Consider the following 21,069-nt stretch of genomic DNA (forward strand, 5'->3'; position numbering starts at 1 on the left):
CGGCCGTGTAGCCTGGGGCCGAAGTCAACTGCATATTCCGACAGGGGAGCGCCACAGCGCTGAGAGTGCGGCACCAAGGACAGGTTGGCCGCAGACCCTCTGAACCTCGCCCGGGTCATTCCGGGTAGGAAGTTCGGACCATACTCAAGCTGTTGCGCCCTGCCCGCTTCCGGCTCCGGCCGGTGTGCGGGCGGGGCCGCGTCTCTTCCTGGTCACTCCAGGAGGAATCACACATGAGCACCACCCAGAAGGCCGCGGTGGCGGCCGTCGCCGCCGCGCTCGGCGTCACCGCGCTGGCCGGCTGCGGAAGTTCCGACGACTCGGGCTCCGGTTCCGGTTCCACCCAGGGCGCCGGTTCAAAGACCGTCACCCTCGTCAGCCACGACTCCTTCAACGCCTCCAAGGGCGTGCTGAAGGAGTTCACCCGGCAGACCGGCTACACCGTCAAGGTCCTCAAGAGCGGGGACGCGGGCGCCGCGCTGAACCAGGAGATCCTGACCAAGGGTTCCCCGCGCGGCGACGTGTTCTTCGGCGTCGACAACACCCTGCTCTCGCGCGCCCTGGACAACGGCCTGTTCACCCCGTACGAGGCCAAGGGCCTGGACCGGGTCCCGGTCGATGTCCAGCTGGACGCGGACAAGCACCGCGTCACCCCGGTCGACACCGGCGACATCTGCGTCAACTACGACAAGAAGTACTTCGCCGACAAGAAGCTCGCGCCGCCGAAGACCTTCGCGGACCTGGCGAAGCCCGCGTACAAGAACCTGCTCGTCACCGAGAACGCCGCGACCTCCTCGCCCGGCCTCGGCTTCCTCCTCGGCACCGTCGCCACCTTCGGCGAGGACGGCTACCAGGACTACTGGAAGAAGCTGAAGGACAACGGCGTCAAGGTCGTGGACGGCTGGGAACAGGCGTACAACGAGGAGTTCTCCGGCTCGGCCGGCGGCAGGAAGGCCAAGGCCGACCGGCCGCTCGTCGTCAGCTACGCCTCCAGCCCGCCCGTCGAGGTGCTGTACGCGGACCCGCGGCCGAAGACCGCGCCGACCGGGGTCGCCACCGGGACGTGCTTCCGCCAGATCGAGTTCGCCGGTCTGCTGGACGGTGCGAAGAACGAGGCGGGCGGCAAGGCCCTGCTGGACTTCCTGATCGGGAAGGAGTTCCAGGAGGACATGCCGCTCACCATGTTCGTCAGCCCGGTCGCCAAGGACGCCGAGTTGCCCGAGCTCTTCACGAAGTTCGGCGCCACCGCGGAGAAGCCGGCGACCGTGGCCCCGGACACCATCGCCAAGAACCGTGAGCAGTGGGTCCAGTCGTGGTCCTCGCTCGTAGTGAAGTAGCGAAGACCCCCGTACGCGGACCGGGCGCGCGCGGGAGGTCCGCACGCGCCCGGGCCCGGCGCGGGGCCGCGGTGCGGCTCGGCCTGATGGCCGTGCCCGTCGCGTTCTTCGCCGTGTTCTTCGCCTACCCGGTCGCCGCGATCGTGGGCCGGGGGCTCAAGGCGGACGGCGTCTGGCAGTTCGGCAGGTTCGGCGAGGTGCTGGCCCGGCCGGAGATCCGGGACGTCCTCTGGTTCACGCTGTGGCAGGCGCTCGCCTCGACCGCGCTGACCCTGCTGATCGCGCTGCCCGGCGCGTATGTCTTCGCCCGGTTCGACTTCCCCGGCAAGCAGGTGCTGCGGGCCGTGGTCACGGTGCCGTTCGTGCTGCCGACCGTCGTGGTGGGCACCGCGTTCCTCGCGCTGCTCGGGCGCGGTGGGCTGCTGGACGAGCTGTGGGGCGTGCGGCTCGACACGACCGTGTGGGCGATCCTGCTGGCGCACGTCTTCTTCAACTACGCGGTCGTCGTCCGGACCGTCGGCGGGCTCTGGGCACAGCTCGACCCGCGCCAGGAGGAGGCCGCCCGGGTGCTCGGCGCGAGCCGGTTCGCCGCCTGGCGCCGCGTGACCCTGCCCGCGCTCGCCCCGGCCGTGGCCGCCGCCGCGCTGATGGTCTTCCTCTTCACCTTCACCTCCTTCGGAGTCGTACAGATCCTCGGCGGCCCCGGCTTCTCCACGCTGGAGGTGGAGATCTACCGGCAGACCGCGCAACTGCTCGCGCTGCCCACGGCCGCCGTGCTGACGCTCGTGCAGTTCGCCGCCGTCGGCGCGATCCTCGCCGTGCACGCCTGGACCGTACGCCGCAGGGAGCGCGCGCTGAAGCTGGTCGACCCCTCGGCGACCGCGCGCAGGCCGCGCGGGGCCGGCCAGTGGATGCTGCTCGCCGGGGTCCTGCTGAGCGTGCTGCTGCTGGTCCTGCTGCCGCTCGCCGTCCTGGTGGAACGCTCGCTGGGCGGCTCCGGTCTCGCCTACTACCGCGCGCTGACCTCGGCGGACGCCAACAGCGGTACGTTCCTGGTGGCGCCGGTCGAGGCGATCGGGAACTCCCTGCGCTACGCCGTCGTCGCGACGCTGATCGCCCTCGTCGTCGGCGGGCTCGCCGCCGCCGCGCTCACCCGGCGGGCGGGGCGGCTCGTCCGGGGCTTCGACGCGCTGCTGATGCTGCCGCTCGGGGTCTCGGCGGTCACCGTCGGCTTCGGCTTCCTGATCACCCTGGACAAGCCGCCGCTCGACCTCCGTACCTCCTGGATCCTGGTGCCGCTCGCCCAGGCGCTGGTCGGGGTGCCCTTCGTCGTACGGACGATGCTGCCGGTCCTGCGCGCGGTGGACACCCGGCTGCGGGAGGCGGCGGCGGTGCTCGGGGCGTCGCCGCTGCGGGCCTGGCGCGAGGTGGACTTCCCGCTCGTACGGCGGGCGCTGCTGGTCGCCGCCGGGTTCGCGTTCGCCGTGTCGCTGGGGGAGTTCGGCGCGACCGTGTTCATCGCGCGGCCCGACAACCCGACGCTGCCGGTGGCCGTGGCGCGGCTGCTAGGCCGGTCCGGGGAGCTCAATTACGGCCAGGCCATGGCCCTCAGCACCATCCTGATGCTCGTGTGCGCGGTGTCGCTGCTGCTGCTCGAACGCATCCGCACCGACCGATCCGGGGAGTTCTAGAGATGCTGACGCTCGAATCGGCCACCGTCCGCTTCGGCGACCGGGCCGCGCTCGACGGGGTCGACCTGGAGGTCGCCGACCACGAGATCGTCTGCGTCCTCGGGCCGAGCGGCAGCGGCAAGTCCACCCTGCTGCGCCTGGTCGCAGGGCTCCAGGAGCCGGACGGCGGCCGGGTCCTGCTCGACGGCACCGACCAGGACGGCATCCCGGTCCACCGGCGCGGCCTCGGCCTGATGTTCCAGGACCACCAGCTCTTCCCGCACCGCGACGTCGGCGCCAACGTCGCCTTCGGCCTGCGGATGCACGGCGTCGGCCGGGGTGAACAGGACCGCCGGGTCGCCGAACTCCTCGACCTCGTGGGCCTCCCCGGCGCCGCACGCCGCGCCGTCGCCGCGCTCTCCGGCGGCGAGCAGCAGCGCGTCGCCCTGGCCCGGGCGCTCGCCCCCAGCCCTCGGCTGCTGATGCTCGACGAGCCCCTGGGCCAGCTGGACCGCAGCCTGCGCGAACGGCTCGTCGTGGAGCTGCGCGCCCTCTTCGGCCGCCTCGGCACCACCGTGCTCGCCGTCACCCACGACCAGGGCGAGGCGTTCGCGCTGGCCGACCGGGTCGTCGTGATGCGCGAGGGCCGCGTCGCCCAGGTGGGCACCCCGCTGGAGGTGTGGCAGCGCCCCGCCTCCGCCTTCGTGGCCCGCTTCCTGGGCTTCGACAACGTCGTCGAGGCGACCGTCGAGGGGGAGGCGGCGGACACGGAGTGGGGCGAGGTGCCGGTGCCGGCGGGGTCACCGCAGGGCGCCTGCGATCTGCTGGTGCGGCCGGCCGGGGTCCGCATCGGCGCCCCCGAGAAGGGCCTGCGCTGCGTCGTGGGCGCCCGCACCTTCCGGGGCAGCCACGTCGCCGTGACCCTGCACCCGGAACACGGCCCCCTGCTGGAGGCCGAGTGCCCCCTGCGCGGAACACCGGAGGAGGGCGAGCGGGTGGGCGTCACCTTCGACGCACCGGAGTGCGTGGTGCTGCCGGCGGTGTTCTGACGGGGAGAGGGTTACGCCTCCGACAGCCGGGCAAGGGCCTCCGGCGCTTCCTCCACCGTGTCGACCAGGGCGATGCGGGCCTCCATCTTCCGGCCGGACGCCAGGGTTTGGAGGAGGGGCCAGGCGGGGAGCTCGCGGGTCCAGTGGTCGTGGTCCACCAGCACCATCGGGACGGGTTCGCCGCGTGACTCGTAGTAGTTGGGGGTGACGCTGTCGAAGATTTCCTGGACGGTCCCGGCCGCTCCGGGAAGGAAGATCACGCCGGCGTCCGACCGGGCCAGCAGCCCGTCCTCGCGCAGGGCGTTGGTGAAGTACTTGGCGATGTGCCCGGCGAACGGGTTCGGCGGCTCGTGGCCGTAGAACCAGGTGGGGATCGCCACGGACGGGCCGCCGTCCGGCCAGCGCTCCCGTACCGCGAAGGCGGCCCGCGCCCAGTCGGTGACCGAGGGCGTGAAGGACGGCACCGCGCCCAGCATCGCGCACGCCTCGTCCAGCATCGCGTCGTCGTGCGGCGCCGCGTACGCCCCCAGGTTGGCCGCCTCCATCGCGCCCGGGCCGCCCCCGGTCGCCACGGTGAGGCCGCTGCGGGCCAGGGTTCTGCCGAGCCGGGCCGCAGCGGCGTAACCGGCGCTGCCCCGGTCCAGCGCGTGACCGCCCATCACACCGGCGACCCGGGCCCCGGCGAGCACCTCCTCCAGCGCGTCCGAGATCGCGTCGTCGTGCAGCGCCCGGAGCATCGAGGCGAACACGTCGCCGTCCGACCGGGTCCGCCGGAACCAGTCGTGGGCCAGGGCGTCCGGCGTGGCCGCGTAACCCTTCCGGGCGAGGCCGTCGTAGAGCGCGTCGGGGGAGTAGAGCAGGCCCCGGTACGGGTCGAAGGGCAGGCCCGGGACGGGCGGGAAGACGAAGGCCCCGCCGGCCCGGACCTTCTCCTCGGGGCCGGGCTCCATCGGGCAGCCGAGGAACACGGCCCCGGCGGTGTCCGTGGCCAGCAGCTCCGCGCTCCGCTCCGTCAGGTCCACCGACTGCACCCGGCGCCCGGCCAGCGAACCGGCGGCCACCGCCGCGTCGAATTCGGCCAGCGACTCGATCTCGTCGCCGTGGGTGTTCTTGTGCTCGTCCGCGTTCCCCATGAGGGGCCATGCTACGAAATGCTCATCCGACAAGTGCGCGCGCCCGGAAACACGGAACCGGCCGGGCAGCGAGCCCGGCCGGTCCGTCGGTCGCGTCGAGCCGCGCTCAGGGGGTCAGCGGCAGCGCGGCCAGCTCGGCGATCGCCCAGGTGAGCGGGGCGAAGAGGACCAGCAGCGCCACCGCGCGCAACCCAGTCGCCGCGCGCAGCGCCGAGGCCGGAGCCCCGAGCCGCAGCAGCGCCCTGGCCGTCTCGGCGCGGGCCTGGCGGGCCTCCAGGGCCGAGGTCAGCAGCGTCGCCGTGGTGCAGCCGACGACGAGCACCGCGCCCAGGGCCGTGAGCGGACCGAACGGCCGGGGCCCGGTCCCGTACAACGCGAAGGCGGCGATGACCGCCGACAGGACGGCGCAGACGATCCCCAGTGGGCGGCCGATCCGGCGCGCCTCGTCCATCAGGACCCGGCCGGCCAGCAGGCGTACGGCTCCGGGCCGGACCGTCTGGAGCAGCTTGCCGCACAGGTAGGTCAGGCCGGGGCCCGCCGTGGCCAGGCCGATCGCCGTCAGCGTCCAGCCGACGAGCACCCAGGCCGGGGTGGAGTCCAGCTTGCCGGGCAGCGGGAAGGGGCTGCCGGGCGTGCCCCGGCTCGCGTACGCCTCGACGGCGAGCCCGGCGGCGGTCAGGGCGACGCCCCAGGGCAGCCCGCCCGGCGGCGCGGCGGGGGCGGGGACCTCCTCGGCGGGCACCAGGTCGCCGCTGTCGTCCGTCTCGCGTGCCGCCCGCACGGGCCGGCCGCGCAGCGCCAGCGCACTCGCCGTAGCGGCCGCCACCGGCACCAGGGCCAGCAGGACGAGGACGGCGGCGATCGGCAGCGAGGCGTCCGCGCCGAGCAGGTCGGCGGCGGCACCGTCGAACGGCAGCCCGGACAGGTCGCCGCGCAAGTGGAGGAAGAACAGCAGCGCCACCGCGGAGCCCAGGGTGCACGAGACGGCGGTGGAGACCGCGGCGAGCACGCTCAGCTTCACCGGCCCGAGGCCCACGGCGGACAGCCCGGTACGCGGCCGGGTGCTCGGATCCGTACGGGCCACCGCGACCGCGAACTGCACGGTCGCCGCCAGCGGGACGAAGCACCACAGCAGCCGCAGCACCGCCCCCGCCGAGTGCGGGTGCGCGGCGGTGTAGCCGAGGGTGCACAGGAGTAGGAAGCCGACCCCGGCGGAGGCGGCCGCGACCAGCAGCCGCCGCATCAGGACCAGCGGATGGGAACCGCGGGCTAGACGGAGAGCGAGCACGCCGCGCGCCCCTCCGGATCGGCTTCGGCGGGCAGGCCGACCGTGGAGACGCGGCGCCCGTCGAGCAGGGGCACCACACGGTCGGCGAGCGCGGCGATCTCGGCGTCGTGCGTGGCGAGCACCACCGTGATCCCGTGCGAGCGGGCGGCGCTGGTCAGGGTCCGCAGGACATGCGTGCGGTCCGTGCGGTGCAGCGTCGCGGTCGGCTCGTCGGCGAAGATCACCGAGGGCCCGGCGGCCAGCGCGCGGGCCACCGCGATCCGCTGCCGCTGGCTCTGCTGGAGGGTGTGCGGGCGCTTCTTGGCGCACGTGCCGATGTCCAGCCGCTCCAGCCACTCCATGGCGGCCTTCCGGGCCTCCCGGTGCGAGGCGCCGCGCAGCAGGAGCGGCAGGGCGGTGTTCTCCCAGGTGTTCAGCTCCGGGACGAGCTGGGGCTCGGGGGCGATCCAGCCGAACTTGTCGCGGCGCAGCCGCTCGCGCAGCCTCGGCCCCATCGTGTGCACCGGCACGCTGTTGAACCAGACCTCGCCCTGCTCGGGCACCAGCTGGCCGGACAGGCAGTGCAGCAGCGTCGTCTTGCCGCTGCCGCGCGGACCGGTCACCGCGAGGATCTCGCCGTCGCGGATGCCCAGGGAGACCCCGCCGAGCGCGGGTGAGCCGTTGTGGGAGTGCTGCAGGGAACGCGCCCAGATCACATCGTTGTCCGGCGGGGCCACCATGGCGTACACCTCGGTTCAGATCAGATATCCCGTCCCCCGTACGGGGGAACGAAGAGGGGGCCGATCGGTCACTCGGCACCGTAAGGATTCGGATAGCGGTGAGCGGACAGCACGCGGCCCGGGCCCGCCTCTTCCCACTCGATCGGCCGCATCCGGGCCGCTCCGGGGCCCGGGGGGCGCCTTGCCCGGCACAGCACACCGGCGCCCGACTACGCTGGTCGTCTCACCCATTGGACATATACGAGGAGGGGTGGCCGTGACCGCCGAGGTACGCCGTCTGCGCAACTACATCAACGGGGAGTTCCGGGACGCCGCCGACGGGCGGACGATCGACGTGGTCAACCCGGTGACCGAGGAGGTCTACGCGACCTCGCCGCTCTCCGGCCCCGCCGACGTCGACGCCGCGATGGCCGCAGCCGCGGCCGCGTTCCCCGCCTGGCGCGACGCCACACCGGCCGAGCGCCAGCGCGCCCTGCTCAAGATCGCGGACGCGTTCGAGGAGCGGGCCGAGGACCTCATCGCCGCCGAGTCCGAGAACACCGGCAAGCCGATCGGGCTGACCCGCACCGAAGAGATCCCGCCGATGGTGGACCAGATCCGCTTCTTCGCGGGCGCCGCCCGGCTCCTGGAGGGGCGCTCGGCCGGCGAGTACATGGAGGGGCTGACCTCCATCGTGCGGCGCGAGCCGGTCGGCGTCTGCGCGCAGGTCGCGCCGTGGAACTACCCGATGATGATGGCCGTCTGGAAGTTCGCCCCGGCGCTCGCCGCGGGCAACACCGTGGTCATCAAGCCGTCCGACACGACGCCCGCCTCGACCGTGCTGATCGCCGAGATCATCGGGCAGATCCTGCCCAAGGGCGTCTTCAACGTCATCTGCGGCGACCGGGACACCGGCCGCGCGATGGTCGAGCACCGGACCCCGGCGATGGCCTCGATCACCGGCTCGGTGCGGGCCGGCATGCAGGTCGCCGAGTCGGCCGCCAAGGACGTCAAGCGCGTCCACCTGGAGCTGGGCGGCAAGGCGCCCGTCGTGGTCTTCGAGGACACCGACATCGCCAAGGCCGTCGAGGACATCTCGGTCGCGGGCTACTTCAACGCCGGCCAGGACTGCACGGCCGCCACCCGCGTACTGGTCCACGAGTCCATCCACGACGAGTTCGTCACCGCGCTCGCCAAGGCCGCCGCCGACACGAAGACCGGGCAGCCGGACGACGAGGACGTGCTCTACGGCCCGCTCAACAACGCCAACCAGCTGGCCCAGGTCAGCGGCTTCATCGAGCGCCTTCCCGCCCACGCCCGGGTCGAAGCGGGCGGCCACCGGGTCGGTGACAAGGGCTACTTCTACGCCCCGACCGTCGTCTCCGGGCTCAAGCAGGACGACGAGATCATCCAGCACGAGGTCTTCGGCCCGGTCATCACCGTCCAGTCGTTCCGCGACGAGGCGCAGGCCGTGGAGTGGGCGAACGGCGTCGAGTACGCCCTGGCCTCCTCGGTGTGGACCAAGGACCACGCCCGCGCCATGCGGATGTCGAAGAACCTCGACTTCGGCTGCGTCTGGATCAACACCCACATTCCGCTGGTCGCCGAGATGCCGCACGGCGGTTTCAAGAAGTCCGGTTACGGCAAGGACCTTTCGGCCTACGGCTTCGAGGACTACACGCGCATCAAGCACGTGATGACGTCCATCGAGGGCTGAGCGACGTCTCCGGGGCCCCGTGCGCACGGGGCCCCGGGCCTTCCCGCGCTGTAGCGGGGGGCGGCGTAAAAAGCCGGTAAACGCGGGCGTACGCTGCGGACATGAGCGAGCGACACGCCTTGCGAAGGCGTATACGCGTCTGGTTGGTCGTCTTCATCGTCTGTCTGGTTCTGAGCGGGCTGACCGCCTTCCCGCTCGTCCACGAACTGCGGTGGACCGAGGATCTGCTGACGTCCTCGGCCTCTCCCGTCCCCGAACACTTCCCGGCTCTGCTGGAGTGGATCACCCGCGTCCGCACCGGCCTCGACGAGGCCGACGCCCGGTATCCCTTCGTGCTGTACGGCACCGACTGGCTGGCCTTCGCCCACCTGGTCATCGCGGTCGCCTTCTACGGTCCCTTCCGCGACCCCGTCCGCAACATCTGGGTGATCGAGTTCGGCATGATCGCCTGCGCCGGGATCATCCCGCTCGCGCTGATCTGCGGCCCTATCCGCGACATCCCGTTCTGGTGGTCCGTCATCGACATGTCGTTCGGCGTCTTCGGGGTGATCCCGCTGCTGATCGTGCACCGCAAGATCAGGCGTCTCGAGGCGATGGAGCAGGCACCGGAGCGCGAACCGGTGGCGGCCTGACTCAGTCGGCGGACGGCGCCCCGAAGACCGTCGAGACCACGCCCATGACCAGGGCGTTCTCCCCCTCGGCCTTCGCGTCCGTGGAATTGATGCTGTAGACGAGCGTGCGGGAGAGATCACGCGTGGCGCCGATTCCCGCGTTGTAGCCCCAGCGGCCGCCGGTCTTGCCCCAGACCTGGCGGCCGCCCAGCTTCCAGGTGGACAGGCCGGCGCTGAACGCGGGCGCCCTGCCGGTCACGAAGTCGCGCACCGAGGGGTCGGGCAGGGTGAACATCTCCTCCAGCAGCGGCCCGCGCACCACGCGGCCCCGGAACAGGGCGGTCAGGAAGCGCTCCAGGTCGGCGGTGGTGGAGATGACGTCCCCCGCCGCCCAGCCGTCGGTGGGGCTCCACAGGCTGACGTCCCGCAGCCCGGTGGTGCCGTCCTCCAGCTTCATGCGCTGGTACCCGTGGTTGTGCGGGCCGTGGATACGGGGATCGGTGCCGGGGAACGAGGTGCCGCTCAGACCGAGCGGGGCCAGGATGCGCCGGGACACCTCCGCCTCGTAGCTGTGCCCGGTGACCTTCTCGATCAGCAGCCCGGCCACCGTGTAATTGATGTTGAGGTAGTGCTGCCGGGTCCCCGCCGGGAACTCGCGCTCCTTGGCCGTGGCCGAGGCGACCAGCTCCCGCGCGTCGAAGCGGTGGAAGCGGTTGGCGTACCACTCCTCCACCGTGTCGCCCGGGAAGTCGGCCGACGGCAGTCCGCTGGTGTGGTTCAGCAACTGGCGTACGGTGACCGCCCCGTACGCCGCGGGGATCAGCTCCGGCAGGTAGGAGCGCACCGGGCGGTCCAGGCTCAGCCGGTGCTCGGTGGCGAGCTGGAGGACGGTCGCGGCGGTGAACACCTTGGTCACCGAACCCGCCCGGAAGCGCGCGTCCGGGTCCGCCGGCCGCTTCGTCACCAGGTCGTGGACCCCGGCGGAGCCGCGCCACGCGCCCTCGGTGCCGCCCAGCCGGATCAGGGCGGCCGTCGCCCCCTCGTCGGGGAGCCCGGCGATGAGGTCGCTCAGCAGCGCCTCGATGTCCGTGCCGGGGGTCGCCGGGGCGGTGGTGTGCGCTCTGCCGTGGGCCGGGGCGCCGGTCGCGAGGGCCGGGCCCGCGGTGCCCGCCGCGATTCCGGTGACCAGGGCGGCGGCGAGGACGGTACGGCGGATGCGGGCGTTCATCGTGATGCCTCCAGGCAGCGGGATCCTTGGCGGCGAAGTCCCGTCGACCGCGCCGTCGTTGATCCCATCCTGCGGACCGGGAGGCCCTTCGCGGATCACCGGAGCGGGGGGTTCCCGGCGGGCCCGTTCCTCCCCTGCGCGGGGGAGGAGGACGGCGGTGCTCCCTCGGGCGAGGGAGCGACGAGCCCGGTCTCGTAGGCACAGATGACGGCCTGGACGCGGTCGCGCAGGCCCAGTTTGGACAGCACGTTGCCCACATGCGTCTTCACCGTGTGGTCGCTGACCACCATGGCCGCCGCGATCTCCGCGTTGGACAGCCCTCGCGCCAGATGCAGCAGCGTCTCGCGCTCCCGCGCGGTCAGCACGCCGAGCCGCCGCTCGTCCACGACCGCCGCCGCCGGGCGCGAGGTGTACTCGGCGATCAGCAGCCGCGCCACCGAGGGCGCCAGCAGCGAGTCGCCCGCCGCCACCACCCGTACCGCGTGCACGAGGTCGTCCCTGCGCACGTCCTTGAGCAGGAAGCCGCTCGCCCCCGCGTGCAGCGCCTCGTACACGTAGGCGTCGGAGTCGAACGTCGTCAGCATGACCGTCCGGCAGGCGGTCCGGGCGCTGATCTCGCGGCAGGCGCCGATGCCGTCGAGCACGGGCATCCGGATGTCCAGCAGGGCCACGTCCGGCTCCAGCCGGCGCACCGCGTCCACCGCCTGCTTCCCGTCGCCCGCCTCGGCCACCACCTCGATGTCCGGCTGGGCGTCCAGGATCATCGCGAAACCGCTGCGGACCAGCTCCTGGTCGTCCGCCACCACCACCCGGATCGTCAACTCCCCACCTCCAGCGCGGACGTTACCGGCACCAGCGGCAGCGTGACGTCGACCCCAAAGCCCTGTCCGTCCGGCCCGGGGCCGGTCCGGGCGCTGCCGCCGTGCGCCGCCGCCCGCTCCCGGATGCCGATCAGACCGTGGCCGGAACGCGTCTTCGGCCCCGTGCCGACGCCGTCGTCGGTCACCGAGACGGTCAGGCTGCTCTCCCCGTACGCCAGCAGGACGGCGGCCTCGGTGGCGGCGGCGTGCTTGACCGCGTTGGTCAGGGCCTCCTGCACGATCCGGTACACCGCGCTGTCGGTGTCGCGCGGCAGCGGGCGCTCCGGACCGGTCACCGTGAGGGTGACCGCCAGACCGCTGGAGCGTACGCGCTCCACCAGCGCCGGGAGTCCGTCCAGGGCCGGCTGCGGGGAGCGGGGCGCGCCGGGCCCCTGCCCCTCCTCGCGCAGTACGCCGAGCATCCGGCGCAGCTGGACCATCGCGTCCCTGCCGGTCTCCGAGATCGCGTCGAACGCCGCCTCGGCCCGCTCCGGTGCCGTACGGACCGCCACCGGGCCGGCCTCCGCCTGCACGATCATCAGACTCACCGCGTGCGACAGGATGTCGTGCATCTCGCGGGCGATCCGGGCGCGTTCGCGGGCCGCCGCCTGCTCGGCCTCGATCCGGCGGGTGACCTCCAGCTGCCGCGCCCGGTCCTCGACCGCCCTGGTGTACGCCTGGCGGGTGTCGGTGAACCGGCCGAATCCGTACGCCGCCGTGAACACCATCAGCGAGAAGACCAGCTCACGGGCCTCGCCCGTGTTGAACGCCACCGAGGGGAAGACGATCGCCAGGGTGAGCGCCCCGCAGAGCCGGCGGGCCGGCGACGGGGCGTGGGCGGCGACGCTGTAGAGGGCGACCAGGCCGGTGTACGGCAGGGTCTGCCCCGGGCCGTCGACCGCCAGCCCGTACAGGCTCTGCGTCGCCAGCACGGCCAGCAGCACCCGCACGGGCGCCCGGCGCCGCCAGAGCAGCGGCACCACGGTCAGCGTCGTCAGCAGATACGCGGACAGCGAGGCGGGTTCCAGGCCGGGGTCCCGGGGCAGCACCCACGGCACCGACACCGCCGCCTGCACCACCAGGACCACGCAGAGGTCGGTCACCCGGGGGCCGGGAGCACCGGTCTCCCGCAGCCGGCGCCAGACCGTGCGGGCGCCCGTCACGGTCTCCGCCCGGCCCCGTGGCAGTCGATCAGCTTGCGGAGCACGTCGATCCGGTTGGTGGTGACGGAGTCCACGCCGTGGCCGACCAGCCGGCGCATCGTCCGGCCGGTGTCCGCGGTCCAGGCCGAGACCAGCAGCCCGTCGCGGTGGTTGCGGTCCGTCAGCTCCCGGCTGACCAGCCCGAACCGGTAGTTCAGCCAGCGCGGCCTCACCGCGTCGAGCAGCGCGGCACGCGGCGGGGCGAGCGTCGTCCAGGTCATCGCGATCTCGGCGGACGGGTCGGCCGCCCGCACCCGGAGCATCGCCTCGGGCCCCGCGCAGTAGTAGACGCGCTCTCCGGCCCCGCACTCCCGCACCACGCCCACCACGCGCTTCACCGACTCCGGTGTGGAGCCCGGCAGGTCGATCATCAGGCGGTGCGCGCCGACGGCGAGCAGCGCCTCGCGCAGCGTCGGCACCCCGCCCTCCGTCAGCTCGCCCAGCTCCTGGTGGCTGAGCCGGTCCAGCCGCAGGTCATGGCCCCAGAGCCGGTCCAGCGTGGCGTCGTGCAGCAGGACCGGCACCCCGTCCCGGGTGACCCGGACGTCGATCTCCACCGCGTCCGCCCCGCGTTCGAGCGCGGAGCGGATCGAGGAGAGGGTGTTCTCGCGGGCGCGGTACGGATCGCCGCGATGCGCGACGGCGGTGACAGACGAGGGCGTGGGCATGGGGCCATTGTCACCGCCGGCACGTCAGCGTCCGGCGCGGGTGAGCCAGTTGGTGGTGTACGTGTCGATCTCGTCGGTCAGCGTGCGCTTCCCGGCCGGGTCCAGGAAGGACGCCTCGACGGCGTTCTTCGCCAGCGCGGCCACGCCGTTCTCGTCCAGGCCGAGGATCCGGGCGGCCACCGCGTACTCGTTGTTGAGGTCGGTGCCGAACATCGGCGGGTCGTCGCTGTTGATCGTGACCAGCACCCCGGCCTGGACCATCTCGCGGACCGGGTGCTGCTCGATGTCCTTCACGGCGCGGGTCGCGATGTTGGAGGTGGGGCAGACCTCCAGGGCGATGCGCCGCTCGGCGAGGTGGTCGAGCAGCTTGGGGTCGGCGACCGAGCTGGTGCCGTGGCCGATGCGCTCGGCGCGCAGCTCGGTCAGCGCGTCCCAGACGGTCTGCGGGCCCGTGGTCTCCCCGGCGTGCGGCACCGAGTGCAGGCCCGCGGCGATGGCGCGGTCGAAGTAGGGCTTGAACTGCGGGCGTTCCACGCCGATCTCCGGGCCGCCGAGGCCGAACGACACCAGTCCCTCGGGCCGCAGGTCCACCGCGAGCCGGGTGGTCTCCTCGGCGGCCTCCAGGCCGGCCTCCCCGGGGATGTCGAAGCACCAGCGCAGCACGACGCCGAGCTCCCGCTCGGCCGCCTTGCGGGCGTCCTCGATCGCCTCCATGAACCCCTGCTCGGGAATGCCGCGCCGGGTCGAGGAGAACGGGGTGACGGTCAGCTCCGCGTACCGGATGTTCTGCCGGGCCATGTCACGGGCGACCTCGTACGTCAGCAGCCGGACGTCCTCCGGGGTGCGGATCAGGTCCACGACCGACAGATAGACGTCGATGAAGTGGGCGAAATCGGTGAAGGTGAAATAGTCCGCCAGCGCCTCGGGGGCGGTGGGGACCTTGGAGTCGGGGTGGTGCGCGGCCAGCTCCGCGACGATGCGGGGGGAGGCCGAACCGACGTGGTGGACATGGAGCTCGGCCTTGGGCAGCCCCGCGATGAAGGGGTGCAGGTCGGTCATCGGGGCCTCCGTGGGCAGGAGTGTGACGGGCTCCGGTCAAGGGGTGACCGGGGCGGGGGACGGGAGTCATCGTAGGACGGGCCCGTAGCATGACCGCATCACGATGGGGGAGGCCCATGTCGGACAACACAGATCAGCCTGCGGACGGGGCCGCTCCGGTCGACCCCTGGGCACCGCCGGAGCGCCGCACGCCCCGCGGGACCCCGGCTGCTTCGGGCGGCCCCGGGCCCTCGGACAACCCGGCGCCCCCGGCCGGCCGCGTGCCGCTGGACAAGAAGCCCGGCGCCGGGACCCCCGGCCCCGACGCCCCGGCCGACGGCACCCCCGCCGACGGCATATCCGGCGACCCGCGCCCGCCCGCCGTGCACGACCAGCTGACGGTCACCTCCATGCCCGGCATCGGCACGGGACCGGTACCGCCCTCCGCTTACGGCACGCCGCAGCCCGGGCCCGCCGGATGGGCCGCCCCCGGAACCCCCGGGTCCGTGCCCCCGCCGCCCGTCGGCCCGAACGGCCCGGGCCAGGCCGGGCCGCCGTCCCAGGACGGCTTCCCGGGCACCCAGCCGCAGGACGGCTTCCCCGGCGCCCAGACCCCGTACGGCCACCCCGGCCCGCAGACCCCCGGATACGGCTACCCCGGCGCCCAGCCCCCGCAGTTCGGCTACCCCGCCGGGCAGGCGCCGCAGTACGGCTACCCGGCCTACCCCGGCTACGGAAACCCGTGGGGCGGGCCGGCGCCCGCCAACGGGCTGGGCATCGCCTCGCTGGTGCTCGGCATCATCGCGACGGCCGGCTTCTGCATGTACGGCCTGGGCATCGTCCTCGGCATCCTCGCGCTGATCTTCGGCATCATCGGCCGCGGCCGTGCCCAGCGGGGCGAGGCCGACAACGGGGGCGTGGCGCTGGCCGGGATCATCCTCGGCTCCATCGGGATCGTCGTCAGCGCGGCCTTCCTCGGCCTCTTCATCTGGCTCGTGACCAACGACGACTTCGACGACGAGGACAGCGGGTCCGACTACGAGCCCGCGCCCGTCTCCCTCGTCACCGAGGCGCGCGAACTTCCGCCGCTGGGCCACTTCTCCGTACGGGCCTGAGCGCACCGGGGCGACGGCTCGCGGGGCGACGCGGAACACCTCCGCCGCCCCGCGAGCCGCCTCATATGGACCCGGCCGCGCCCCGCAGCTCCTCCCGGGCCGCCATCAGCGCGAACCCCAGCAGATTGAGCCCGCGCCACTTGGCCGGGTCCTCGGCGCGCGGGTCGTCCGCCGCGAGCCCGATGCCCCAGATCCGGTCCAGGGGGCTCGCCTCCACCAGCACCCGGTCACCGGTGCGCAGCAGGAACGCGCCCAGCTCCGGGTCCTGGCCGAACTTGTGCACGCTGCCCGCCACCACCAGGCCGTACCGCTCACGCTCCCAGACGGCGTCCTGGAAGCCCCGCACCAGCCGGCCGGTCTTCTTCGCCTCGGCCGGGCTCTTCGCCGCCACCGCCCGCTCCGCCGCCTCCGCGTCGCCGAACAGCCGGGCCTTGCCGGCCATCATCCAGTGCTCCGCCGACGCGTATGTCACGCCGTCGACCGTGAACGGCGAGGGCCACCACTGACTGAGGCAGCTCGCGCCGATGGAGCCGTCGGGGCGCGGCCGGTGCCCCCAGAAGTGCAGGTACTTCACCCTCTCGCCACGAGCGGCCAGCTCGACGAGGTCCTCGACACTGCGCACGTCCCCCATGTGTTCCATGGTCCGGAGTCTGTCACCCGCCACTGACAACGGGTCCACGTGACCCAGATCACTACCAATGAGTAGCCGAACCCGCGTCATGAACCGGCCCCGACCCGCTCTCTCCCGTGAACGCGCCCGCCGCCCGGCCGGCGCGACACGGACTACGGAGGCGGGCCATGAAGGGCTCGGAGGTCAGGGCAGCGGTCGAGTGGCTGGCGTCGGCGGCGCCCGACCCGGTCGCCTGCCGGTGGGACTGGGAGCGCGATCCGCGGGGGATCGCGCTGCTGCCCGCCGGCCGGCGCTGGGACGTGCTGATCCTGCCGGGGGAGCTGGGCTATCCCACGCTCGATGTGCTCACCCGGCTCATCGACCGGCCGGGGCCGGTCCTCGCGGACTTCGGCGAGTCCCGGATGGGGTTCTTCGTGCCGCCGGGCACCGTCGCCCGCTGGGTCGGCACGGGCATCCGGGGGGCCGGGAGCGGTACCTGGATCGTCGTCCCGCACCCGGGCCGCCCGGCCGGAAAGGTGCGCTGGCTCGTCCCGCCCGACGGCTCGGGGACCCTCACCGACGCCACGCTCCTGGAGCTCGCGATGCACGAAGCGGCGGCCGGTCCGGCGGGAAGCGAGGGGGTCTGACACTGCCAGAGGTCTTGACAACCCGATTGGTCTGGACCATGTTGTGCGCGCCGCATCAATTCCCCGCGCCGCACCAATTCCCCCCTGTACGGAGGCCGTTGTGGAACGCACAAGACCCCCCGCCCGCATGACCGGACTGGTGGCCGCCCTCTCGGCCGCCCTGCTCACCGCGGGCGGTCTCGCCGCCTCGGCGCCCACCGCCGCCGCGGCCGACGCCCAGCTGGCGAGCAACGGCACCTTCGAGGCCGGGCTGTCCGGCTGGAACTGCTCCGGCGGCAGCGGAGCGGCTGTCAGCACCCCCGTACACGGCGGGACTTCGGCACTGAAGGCCACCCCGGCCGGCAGCGACAACGCGCAGTGCTCCCAGTCCGTGAAGGTCAAGCCCGGCTCCACGTACACGCTGAGCGCCTGGGTGCAGGGCAGTTACGTCTACCTCGGTGCCTCGGGCACCGGCACGACGGACGTCTCCACCTGGACGCAGTCCGCGCCCGGCTGGCAGAAGCTGACGACCACCTTCACCACCGGGCCGTCCACCACCTCCGTCAGCATCTACACGCACGGCTGGTACGGCACCCCGGCCTACTACGCCGACGACATCAGCCTGACCGGCCCGGGCGGCGACCCGGTCGTGCTGCCCTCCGCCCCCACGGGCCTCAAGACCGGTACGGTCACCTCCTCCTCGGTCGCCCTGTCCTGGACGGGCTCCTCCGGGGCCACCGGCTACAACGTCTACCGGGGCGGCAGCAAGGTCCAGAGCGTCACCGGGACCTCGGCGACCGTGACGGGCCTCAGTGCCTCCACCGCGTACAGCTTCCAGGTCAGCGCCGTCAACGAGGCGGGCGAGTCGGCCAGGACGGCGGCGGTCTCGGCGACCACGAGCAAGGGCAGCGAAGGTGGTACCGGTACCCAGCTGCCCGCCCACGCGCTCGTCGGCTATCTGCACGCCAGCTTCGCCAACGGCTCCGGCTACACGCGCATGGCGGACGTGCCCGACTCCTGGGACGTCATCGACCTGGCCTTCGGCGAGCCGACCTCCGTCACCTCGGGCGACATCCGCTTCAAGCTCTGCCCGGTCACCGAGTGCCCGAACGTCGAGTCGGAGGCCGAGTTCAAGGCGGCCATCAAGGCCAAGCAGGCCGCCGGCAAGAAGGTGCTGATCTCCATCGGCGGCCAGAACGGCCAGGTGCAGCTCGCCACCACCGCCGCCCGGGACATGTTCGTCTCCTCGGTGAGCAAGATCATCGACGAGTACGGGCTCGACGGCCTGGACATCGACTTCGAGGGCCACTCGCTCTCGCTGAACACCGGGGACACCGACTTCCGGAACCCCACCACCCCAGTGATCGTCAACCTGATCTCGGCCGTGAAGACCCTCAAGGCCAAGTACGGCGAGAAGTTCGTCCTCACCATGGCCCCGGAGACCTTCTTCGTCCAGCTCGGGTACCAGTACTACGGCTCCGGCCCCTGGGGCGGCCAGGACCCGCGCGCCGGCGCCTATCTGCCGGTGATCCACGCGCTGCGCGACGACCTCACCCTGCTGCACGTCCAGGACTACAACTCGGGCTCCATCATGGGTCTGGACAACCAGTACCACTCCATGGGCGGCGCCGACTTCCACATCGCGATGACCGACATGCTGATGGCCGGCTTCCCGGTCGCCGGTGACCAGACGAAGGTCTTCCCCGGTCTGCGGCCCGACCAGATCGCGATCGGCCTTCCGGCCTCCACCCAGGCGGGCAACGGTCACACCTCGCCCGCCGAGGTCACCAAGGCGCTCAACTGCCTCACCAAGAAGACCGACTGCGGCTCCTACGCCACCCACGGCACCTGGTCGGGCCTGCGCGGCCTGATGACCTGGTCCGTCAACTGGGACCGCTTCAACAACTGGGAGTTCTCGAAGAACTTCGACGCCTACTTCGGCTGAGCACCCCGTACAACAGCAGGAGCAGCAGCCCGCACAGGAACCAGCTGCCCAGCACATCCAGCGGCCAGTGATAGCCGCGGAGCACCAGACCGATGCCCGTCACCGCCGTCAGCAGGACGGCGGTGACGGGCATCATCCACGTGTGCCGCCCCCGCCCGGCCAGCAGCAGCGCCGAAGCCCCGTACGCCACCGCCGCCGTCGCCGCGTGCCCCGACGGGTAGTAGCCGGTGGCCTCGGTCAGCGGCCCGGGCCGGGCGATCCACTCCTTGAGCGGTACGACGAGCAGCGGCACCGCCGCCATGGCGAGGGCGGCGTCCAGCGCCTCCCGGCGCCGTCCGCGCAGCAGCGACCAGCCGATCGCACAGGCCAGCACCGGAAGGGCGACCTGCATGTTGCCGAGATCGGCGAGGAATTCGGTGAGCCACCGGGGGCCGTGACCGACGAGCGCCCGTCCGGCGCGCTCGTCGAGGCCGCGCAGCGGGCCGTCGGCGGCGATCTGCCAGGTGGTCAGCGCGAAGAGGGCCGACAGGCCCGACACCAGGGAGAGGAAAAAAGCCGTCCGCCCCGGAACTGGGGGGGTTGTTCCGGAGCGGACGAGTGGACCGGTTTGCCGCGCGCCCCGGGGGGTGTGGGGCGAGCGGCCATCCGATCGGTGAGGAGTTCCGGAGCGTGGTGCCCCAGTGGTGTGCGCGAAGGCACGCCCGGGACGGTGCCGAGGAAGCTCCGACCCGGATTCACCCGCAGTCCCCTGCGGGCGGGGTGTTTCTCTCATCTGCGGAAACCGTACGTCAGGGGAAGGGGGACCGATAGCGGGTACGGTATCCCGCCATCGGGCCCCCACCTTTTCTTCACAGGCCCGCACGCGAATCCGGTGCTCAGACCCCGGCGAAGGCGCCCTCCAGGACGTCCAGGCCCTCGTTCAGCAGGTCCTCGCCGATCACCAGCGGCGGCAGGAAGCGCAGCACGTTGCCGTACGTGCCGCAGGTCAGGACGAGGACGCCCTCGGCGTGGCACGCCTTCGCCAGCCGGGCGGCCGCCTCCGGGTGCGGGTCCTTCGTGCCCGGCTTCACCAGCTCGATCGCGATCATCGCGCCGCGGCCCCGGATGTCGCCGATGAGGCCGCCGTTCGGGAGCTTCGCGCGCATCCCTTCGAGGCGGCCCTTCATGACCTCCTCGATGCGCTTCGCCTTCTTGTTCAGGTCCAGCTCGCGCATCGTCTCGATCGCCCCGAGGGCGCCCGCGCAGGCGACCGGGTTGCCGCCGTACGTACCACCCAGGCCGCCCGCGTGCGCCGCGTCCATGATCTCGGCGCGGCCGGTCACGGCGGACAGCGGAAGGCCGCCCGCGATGCCCTTGGCCGTGGTGATCAGGTCCGGGACGATGCCCTCGTCCTCACAGGCGAACCACTGGCCGGTCCGGCAGAAGCCCGACTGGATCTCGTCGGCCACGAAGACGATGCCGTTGTCCTTCGCGAACCGCGCGACGGCCGGCAGGAAGCCCTTGGCGGGCTCGATGAAGCCGCCCTCGCCGAGCACCGGCTCGATGATGATCGCGGCGACGTTCTCCGCGCCGATCTGCTTGGTGATCTGGTCGATGGCCTGGGCGGACGCCTCCGCGCCGGCGTTCTCGGCACCGGTCGGCCAGCGGTAGCCGTACGCCACCGGCACCCGGTAGACCTCCGGCGCGAACGGGCCGAAGCCGTTCTTGTACGGCATGTTCTTGGCGGTCAGCGCCATCGTGAGGTTCGTCCGGCCGTGGTAGCCGTGGTCGAACACGACGACCGCGGTGCGCTTGGTGTACGCGCGAGCGATCTTCACCGCGTTCTCGACGGCCTCGGCGCCCGAGTTGAACAGCGCGGACTTCTTCGCGTGGTCGCCCGGGGTCAGCTCCGCGAGCCGCTCGCAGACCTCCACGTACCCCTCGTACGGCGTGACCATGAAGCAGGTGTGGGTGAAGTCGGCCAGCTGCGCGGAGGCCCGGCGCACGACGGCCTCGGCGGAGGCGCCGACCGAGGTCACGGCGATGCCGGAACCGAAGTCGATCAGCCGGTTGCCGTCCACGTCCTCGATGATCCCGCCGCCCGCCCGCGCGGTGAACACCGGCAGCGTGGAGCCGACGCCCGCGGCGACCGCCGCCAGCCGCCGGTCTTGCAGCTCGACCGACTTCGGACCGGGGATGGCGGTGACGAGTCGGCGCTCCTGCGGGATTTCGGTCATGCGGGGCTCCTGGGGGTGTTTCGGACGCTTCTTCGTTGTGCAGGCTAGGCGCGGGACC

At 72.6% G+C, this 21,069-nt stretch carries 19 protein-coding genes and 1 riboswitch; of the genes, 8 read left to right on the top strand and 11 right to left on the bottom strand.

Annotated elements, in window-relative coordinates; all coding sequences use genetic code 11:
- Nucleotides 1-32 precede the first annotated feature (32 nt).
- A riboswitch (TPP riboswitch) is annotated at nt 33-149 on the top strand.
- An 84-nt stretch (nt 150-233) separates the two neighbouring features.
- The 3 genes from ACFZAT_RS29815 to ACFZAT_RS29825 all read left to right on the top strand — a co-directional run bounded on the left by ACFZAT_RS29815 (nt 234) and on the right by ACFZAT_RS29825 (nt 4,056).
- On the top strand, nt 234-1,337 hold the full coding sequence (locus ACFZAT_RS29815; RefSeq protein ID WP_391268613.1) for a thiamine ABC transporter substrate-binding protein: 1,104 nt from the start codon (nt 234-236) through the stop codon (nt 1,335-1,337).
- A gap of 86 nt (nt 1,338-1,423) precedes the next feature.
- Nucleotides 1,424-3,028 (top strand): ABC transporter permease subunit, encoded by a 1,605-nt coding sequence (locus ACFZAT_RS29820; protein ID WP_391268614.1) that lies wholly within the window; start codon nt 1,424-1,426, stop codon nt 3,026-3,028.
- 2 nt (nt 3,029-3,030) lie between these two features.
- Complete coding sequence (locus tag ACFZAT_RS29825) at nt 3,031-4,056, top strand: ATP-binding cassette domain-containing protein (protein WP_391268615.1); 1,026 nt, start codon at nt 3,031-3,033, stop codon at nt 4,054-4,056.
- A gap of 11 nt (nt 4,057-4,067) precedes the next feature.
- On the opposite strand, the gene ACFZAT_RS29830 is transcribed toward ACFZAT_RS29825, so the two are convergent.
- From ACFZAT_RS29830 to ACFZAT_RS29840, 3 genes are all read right to left on the bottom strand, one after another.
- Nucleotides 4,068-5,189, bottom strand: coding sequence for an LOG family protein (locus tag ACFZAT_RS29830; RefSeq protein WP_391268616.1), 1,122 nt, complete (start codon nt 5,187-5,189; stop codon nt 4,068-4,070).
- Nucleotides 5,190-5,295: 106 nt separating this feature from the next.
- Entirely contained in the window at nt 5,296-6,477 is a 1,182-nt protein-coding gene (locus tag ACFZAT_RS29835) for a hypothetical protein (protein ID WP_391268617.1), read from the bottom strand.
- Entirely contained in the window at nt 6,459-7,196 is a 738-nt protein-coding gene (locus ACFZAT_RS29840) for an ABC transporter ATP-binding protein (protein ID WP_073963688.1), read from the bottom strand. Before ACFZAT_RS29840 ends, ACFZAT_RS29835 begins: the two co-directional genes overlap by 19 nt.
- Nucleotides 7,197-7,452: 256 nt before the next feature.
- Here ACFZAT_RS29840 and ACFZAT_RS29845 point away from each other — a divergent pair, with 256 nt between their 5' ends.
- Both ACFZAT_RS29845 and ACFZAT_RS29850 read left to right on the top strand, forming a co-directional pair.
- Entirely contained in the window at nt 7,453-8,892 is a 1,440-nt protein-coding gene (locus ACFZAT_RS29845) for an aminobutyraldehyde dehydrogenase (protein WP_391268618.1), read from the top strand.
- A 101-nt stretch (nt 8,893-8,993) separates the two neighbouring features.
- Nucleotides 8,994-9,524 (top strand): hypothetical protein, encoded by a 531-nt coding sequence (locus ACFZAT_RS29850; RefSeq protein WP_391268619.1) that lies wholly within the window; start codon nt 8,994-8,996, stop codon nt 9,522-9,524.
- Between the two features lies 1 nt (nt 9,525).
- On the opposite strand, the gene ACFZAT_RS29855 is transcribed toward ACFZAT_RS29850, so the two are convergent.
- The 5 genes from ACFZAT_RS29855 to ACFZAT_RS29875 all read right to left on the bottom strand — a co-directional run bounded on the left by ACFZAT_RS29855 (nt 9,526) and on the right by ACFZAT_RS29875 (nt 14,520).
- Complete coding sequence (locus ACFZAT_RS29855) at nt 9,526-10,731, bottom strand: serine hydrolase (RefSeq protein ID WP_391268620.1); 1,206 nt, start codon at nt 10,729-10,731, stop codon at nt 9,526-9,528.
- 95 nt (nt 10,732-10,826) lie between these two features.
- A complete protein-coding gene (locus ACFZAT_RS29860; protein WP_391268621.1) occupies nt 10,827-11,552 on the bottom strand; it encodes a response regulator in 726 nt (241 codons plus the stop codon).
- Nucleotides 11,549-12,694 carry a histidine kinase gene (locus ACFZAT_RS29865; protein WP_391268674.1) on the bottom strand — a complete coding sequence of 382 codons (1,146 nt, stop codon included), beginning with the start codon at nt 12,692-12,694 and terminating at the stop codon, nt 11,549-11,551. The genes ACFZAT_RS29860 and ACFZAT_RS29865 overlap by 4 nt, the downstream gene beginning before the upstream one ends.
- 56 nt (nt 12,695-12,750) lie before the next feature.
- Nucleotides 12,751-13,461: a glycerophosphodiester phosphodiesterase family protein gene (locus ACFZAT_RS29870; RefSeq protein ID WP_391268622.1), complete on the bottom strand. Its 711-nt coding sequence runs from the start codon at nt 13,459-13,461 to the stop codon at nt 12,751-12,753.
- 24 nt (nt 13,462-13,485) lie between these two features.
- Nucleotides 13,486-14,520, bottom strand: a complete 1,035-nt coding sequence (locus ACFZAT_RS29875) for an adenosine deaminase (RefSeq protein WP_391268623.1) — start codon at nt 14,518-14,520, stop codon at nt 13,486-13,488.
- Nucleotides 14,521-14,636: 116 nt separating this feature from the next.
- On the opposite strand from ACFZAT_RS29875, the gene ACFZAT_RS29880 reads away from it, so the two are divergent.
- Nucleotides 14,637-15,614, top strand: a complete 978-nt coding sequence (locus ACFZAT_RS29880; protein WP_391268624.1) for a DUF4190 domain-containing protein — start codon at nt 14,637-14,639, stop codon at nt 15,612-15,614.
- 61 nt (nt 15,615-15,675) lie between these two features.
- Here the strand turns inward: ACFZAT_RS29880 and ACFZAT_RS29885 are convergent, their stop codons facing one another.
- A complete protein-coding gene (locus tag ACFZAT_RS29885; protein ID WP_391268675.1) occupies nt 15,676-16,245 on the bottom strand; it encodes an NADAR domain-containing protein in 570 nt (189 codons plus the stop codon).
- A gap of 167 nt (nt 16,246-16,412) precedes the next feature.
- Here ACFZAT_RS29885 and ACFZAT_RS29890 point away from each other — a divergent pair, with 167 nt between their 5' ends.
- A complete protein-coding gene (locus tag ACFZAT_RS29890) occupies nt 16,413-16,871 on the top strand; it encodes a hypothetical protein (protein WP_391268625.1) in 459 nt (152 codons plus the stop codon).
- A 100-nt stretch (nt 16,872-16,971) separates the two neighbouring features.
- Nucleotides 16,972-18,795: a carbohydrate binding domain-containing protein gene (locus ACFZAT_RS29895; protein ID WP_391268626.1), complete on the top strand. Its 1,824-nt coding sequence runs from the start codon at nt 16,972-16,974 to the stop codon at nt 18,793-18,795.
- Here the strand turns inward: ACFZAT_RS29895 and ACFZAT_RS29900 are convergent.
- Entirely contained in the window at nt 18,749-19,567 is an 819-nt protein-coding gene (locus tag ACFZAT_RS29900) for a phosphatase PAP2 family protein (RefSeq protein WP_391268627.1), read from the bottom strand. The two genes, ACFZAT_RS29895 and ACFZAT_RS29900, sit on opposite strands and share 47 nt — an antisense overlap.
- A gap of 103 nt (nt 19,568-19,670) precedes the next feature.
- Entirely contained in the window at nt 19,671-21,011 is a 1,341-nt protein-coding gene (gene gabT, locus ACFZAT_RS29905) for a 4-aminobutyrate--2-oxoglutarate transaminase (protein WP_391268628.1), read from the bottom strand.
- Between the last annotated feature and the right edge of the window lie 58 nt (nt 21,012-21,069).

The sequence above is a fragment of the Streptomyces sp. NPDC008163 genome (assembly GCF_042956885.1).
Taxonomy (GTDB): Bacteria; Actinomycetota; Actinomycetes; order Streptomycetales; family Streptomycetaceae; genus Streptomyces; species Streptomyces drozdowiczii_A.

Excerpts from the sequence above, each read along its gene's own strand:
- ACFZAT_RS29815 (WP_391268613.1), top strand. The coding sequence starts at position 234 with ATGAGCACCACCCAGAAGGCCGCGGTGGCGGCCGTCGCCGCCGCGCTC.
- ACFZAT_RS29820 (WP_391268614.1), top strand. The coding sequence starts at position 1,424 with ATGGCCGTGCCCGTCGCGTTCTTCGCCGTGTTCTTCGCCTACCCGGTC.
- ACFZAT_RS29825 (WP_391268615.1), top strand. The coding sequence starts at position 3,031 with ATGCTGACGCTCGAATCGGCCACCGTCCGCTTCGGCGACCGGGCCGCG.
- ACFZAT_RS29830 (WP_391268616.1), bottom strand. The coding sequence starts at position 5,189 with ATGGGGAACGCGGACGAGCACAAGAACACCCACGGCGACGAGATCGAG.
- ACFZAT_RS29840 (WP_073963688.1), bottom strand. The coding sequence starts at position 7,196 with ATGGTGGCCCCGCCGGACAACGATGTGATCTGGGCGCGTTCCCTGCAG.
- ACFZAT_RS29850 (WP_391268619.1), top strand. The coding sequence starts at position 8,994 with ATGAGCGAGCGACACGCCTTGCGAAGGCGTATACGCGTCTGGTTGGTC.
- ACFZAT_RS29855 (WP_391268620.1), bottom strand. The coding sequence starts at position 10,731 with ATGAACGCCCGCATCCGCCGTACCGTCCTCGCCGCCGCCCTGGTCACC.
- ACFZAT_RS29870 (WP_391268622.1), bottom strand. The coding sequence starts at position 13,461 with ATGCCCACGCCCTCGTCTGTCACCGCCGTCGCGCATCGCGGCGATCCG.
- ACFZAT_RS29875 (WP_391268623.1), bottom strand. The coding sequence starts at position 14,520 with ATGACCGACCTGCACCCCTTCATCGCGGGGCTGCCCAAGGCCGAGCTC.
- ACFZAT_RS29880 (WP_391268624.1), top strand. The coding sequence starts at position 14,637 with ATGTCGGACAACACAGATCAGCCTGCGGACGGGGCCGCTCCGGTCGAC.
- ACFZAT_RS29885 (WP_391268675.1), bottom strand. The coding sequence starts at position 16,245 with ATGGGGGACGTGCGCAGTGTCGAGGACCTCGTCGAGCTGGCCGCTCGT.
- ACFZAT_RS29890 (WP_391268625.1), top strand. The coding sequence starts at position 16,413 with ATGAAGGGCTCGGAGGTCAGGGCAGCGGTCGAGTGGCTGGCGTCGGCG.
- ACFZAT_RS29900 (WP_391268627.1), bottom strand. The coding sequence starts at position 19,567 with ATGAGAGAAACACCCCGCCCGCAGGGGACTGCGGGTGAATCCGGGTCG.
- gabT (WP_391268628.1), bottom strand. The coding sequence starts at position 21,011 with ATGACCGAAATCCCGCAGGAGCGCCGACTCGTCACCGCCATCCCCGGT.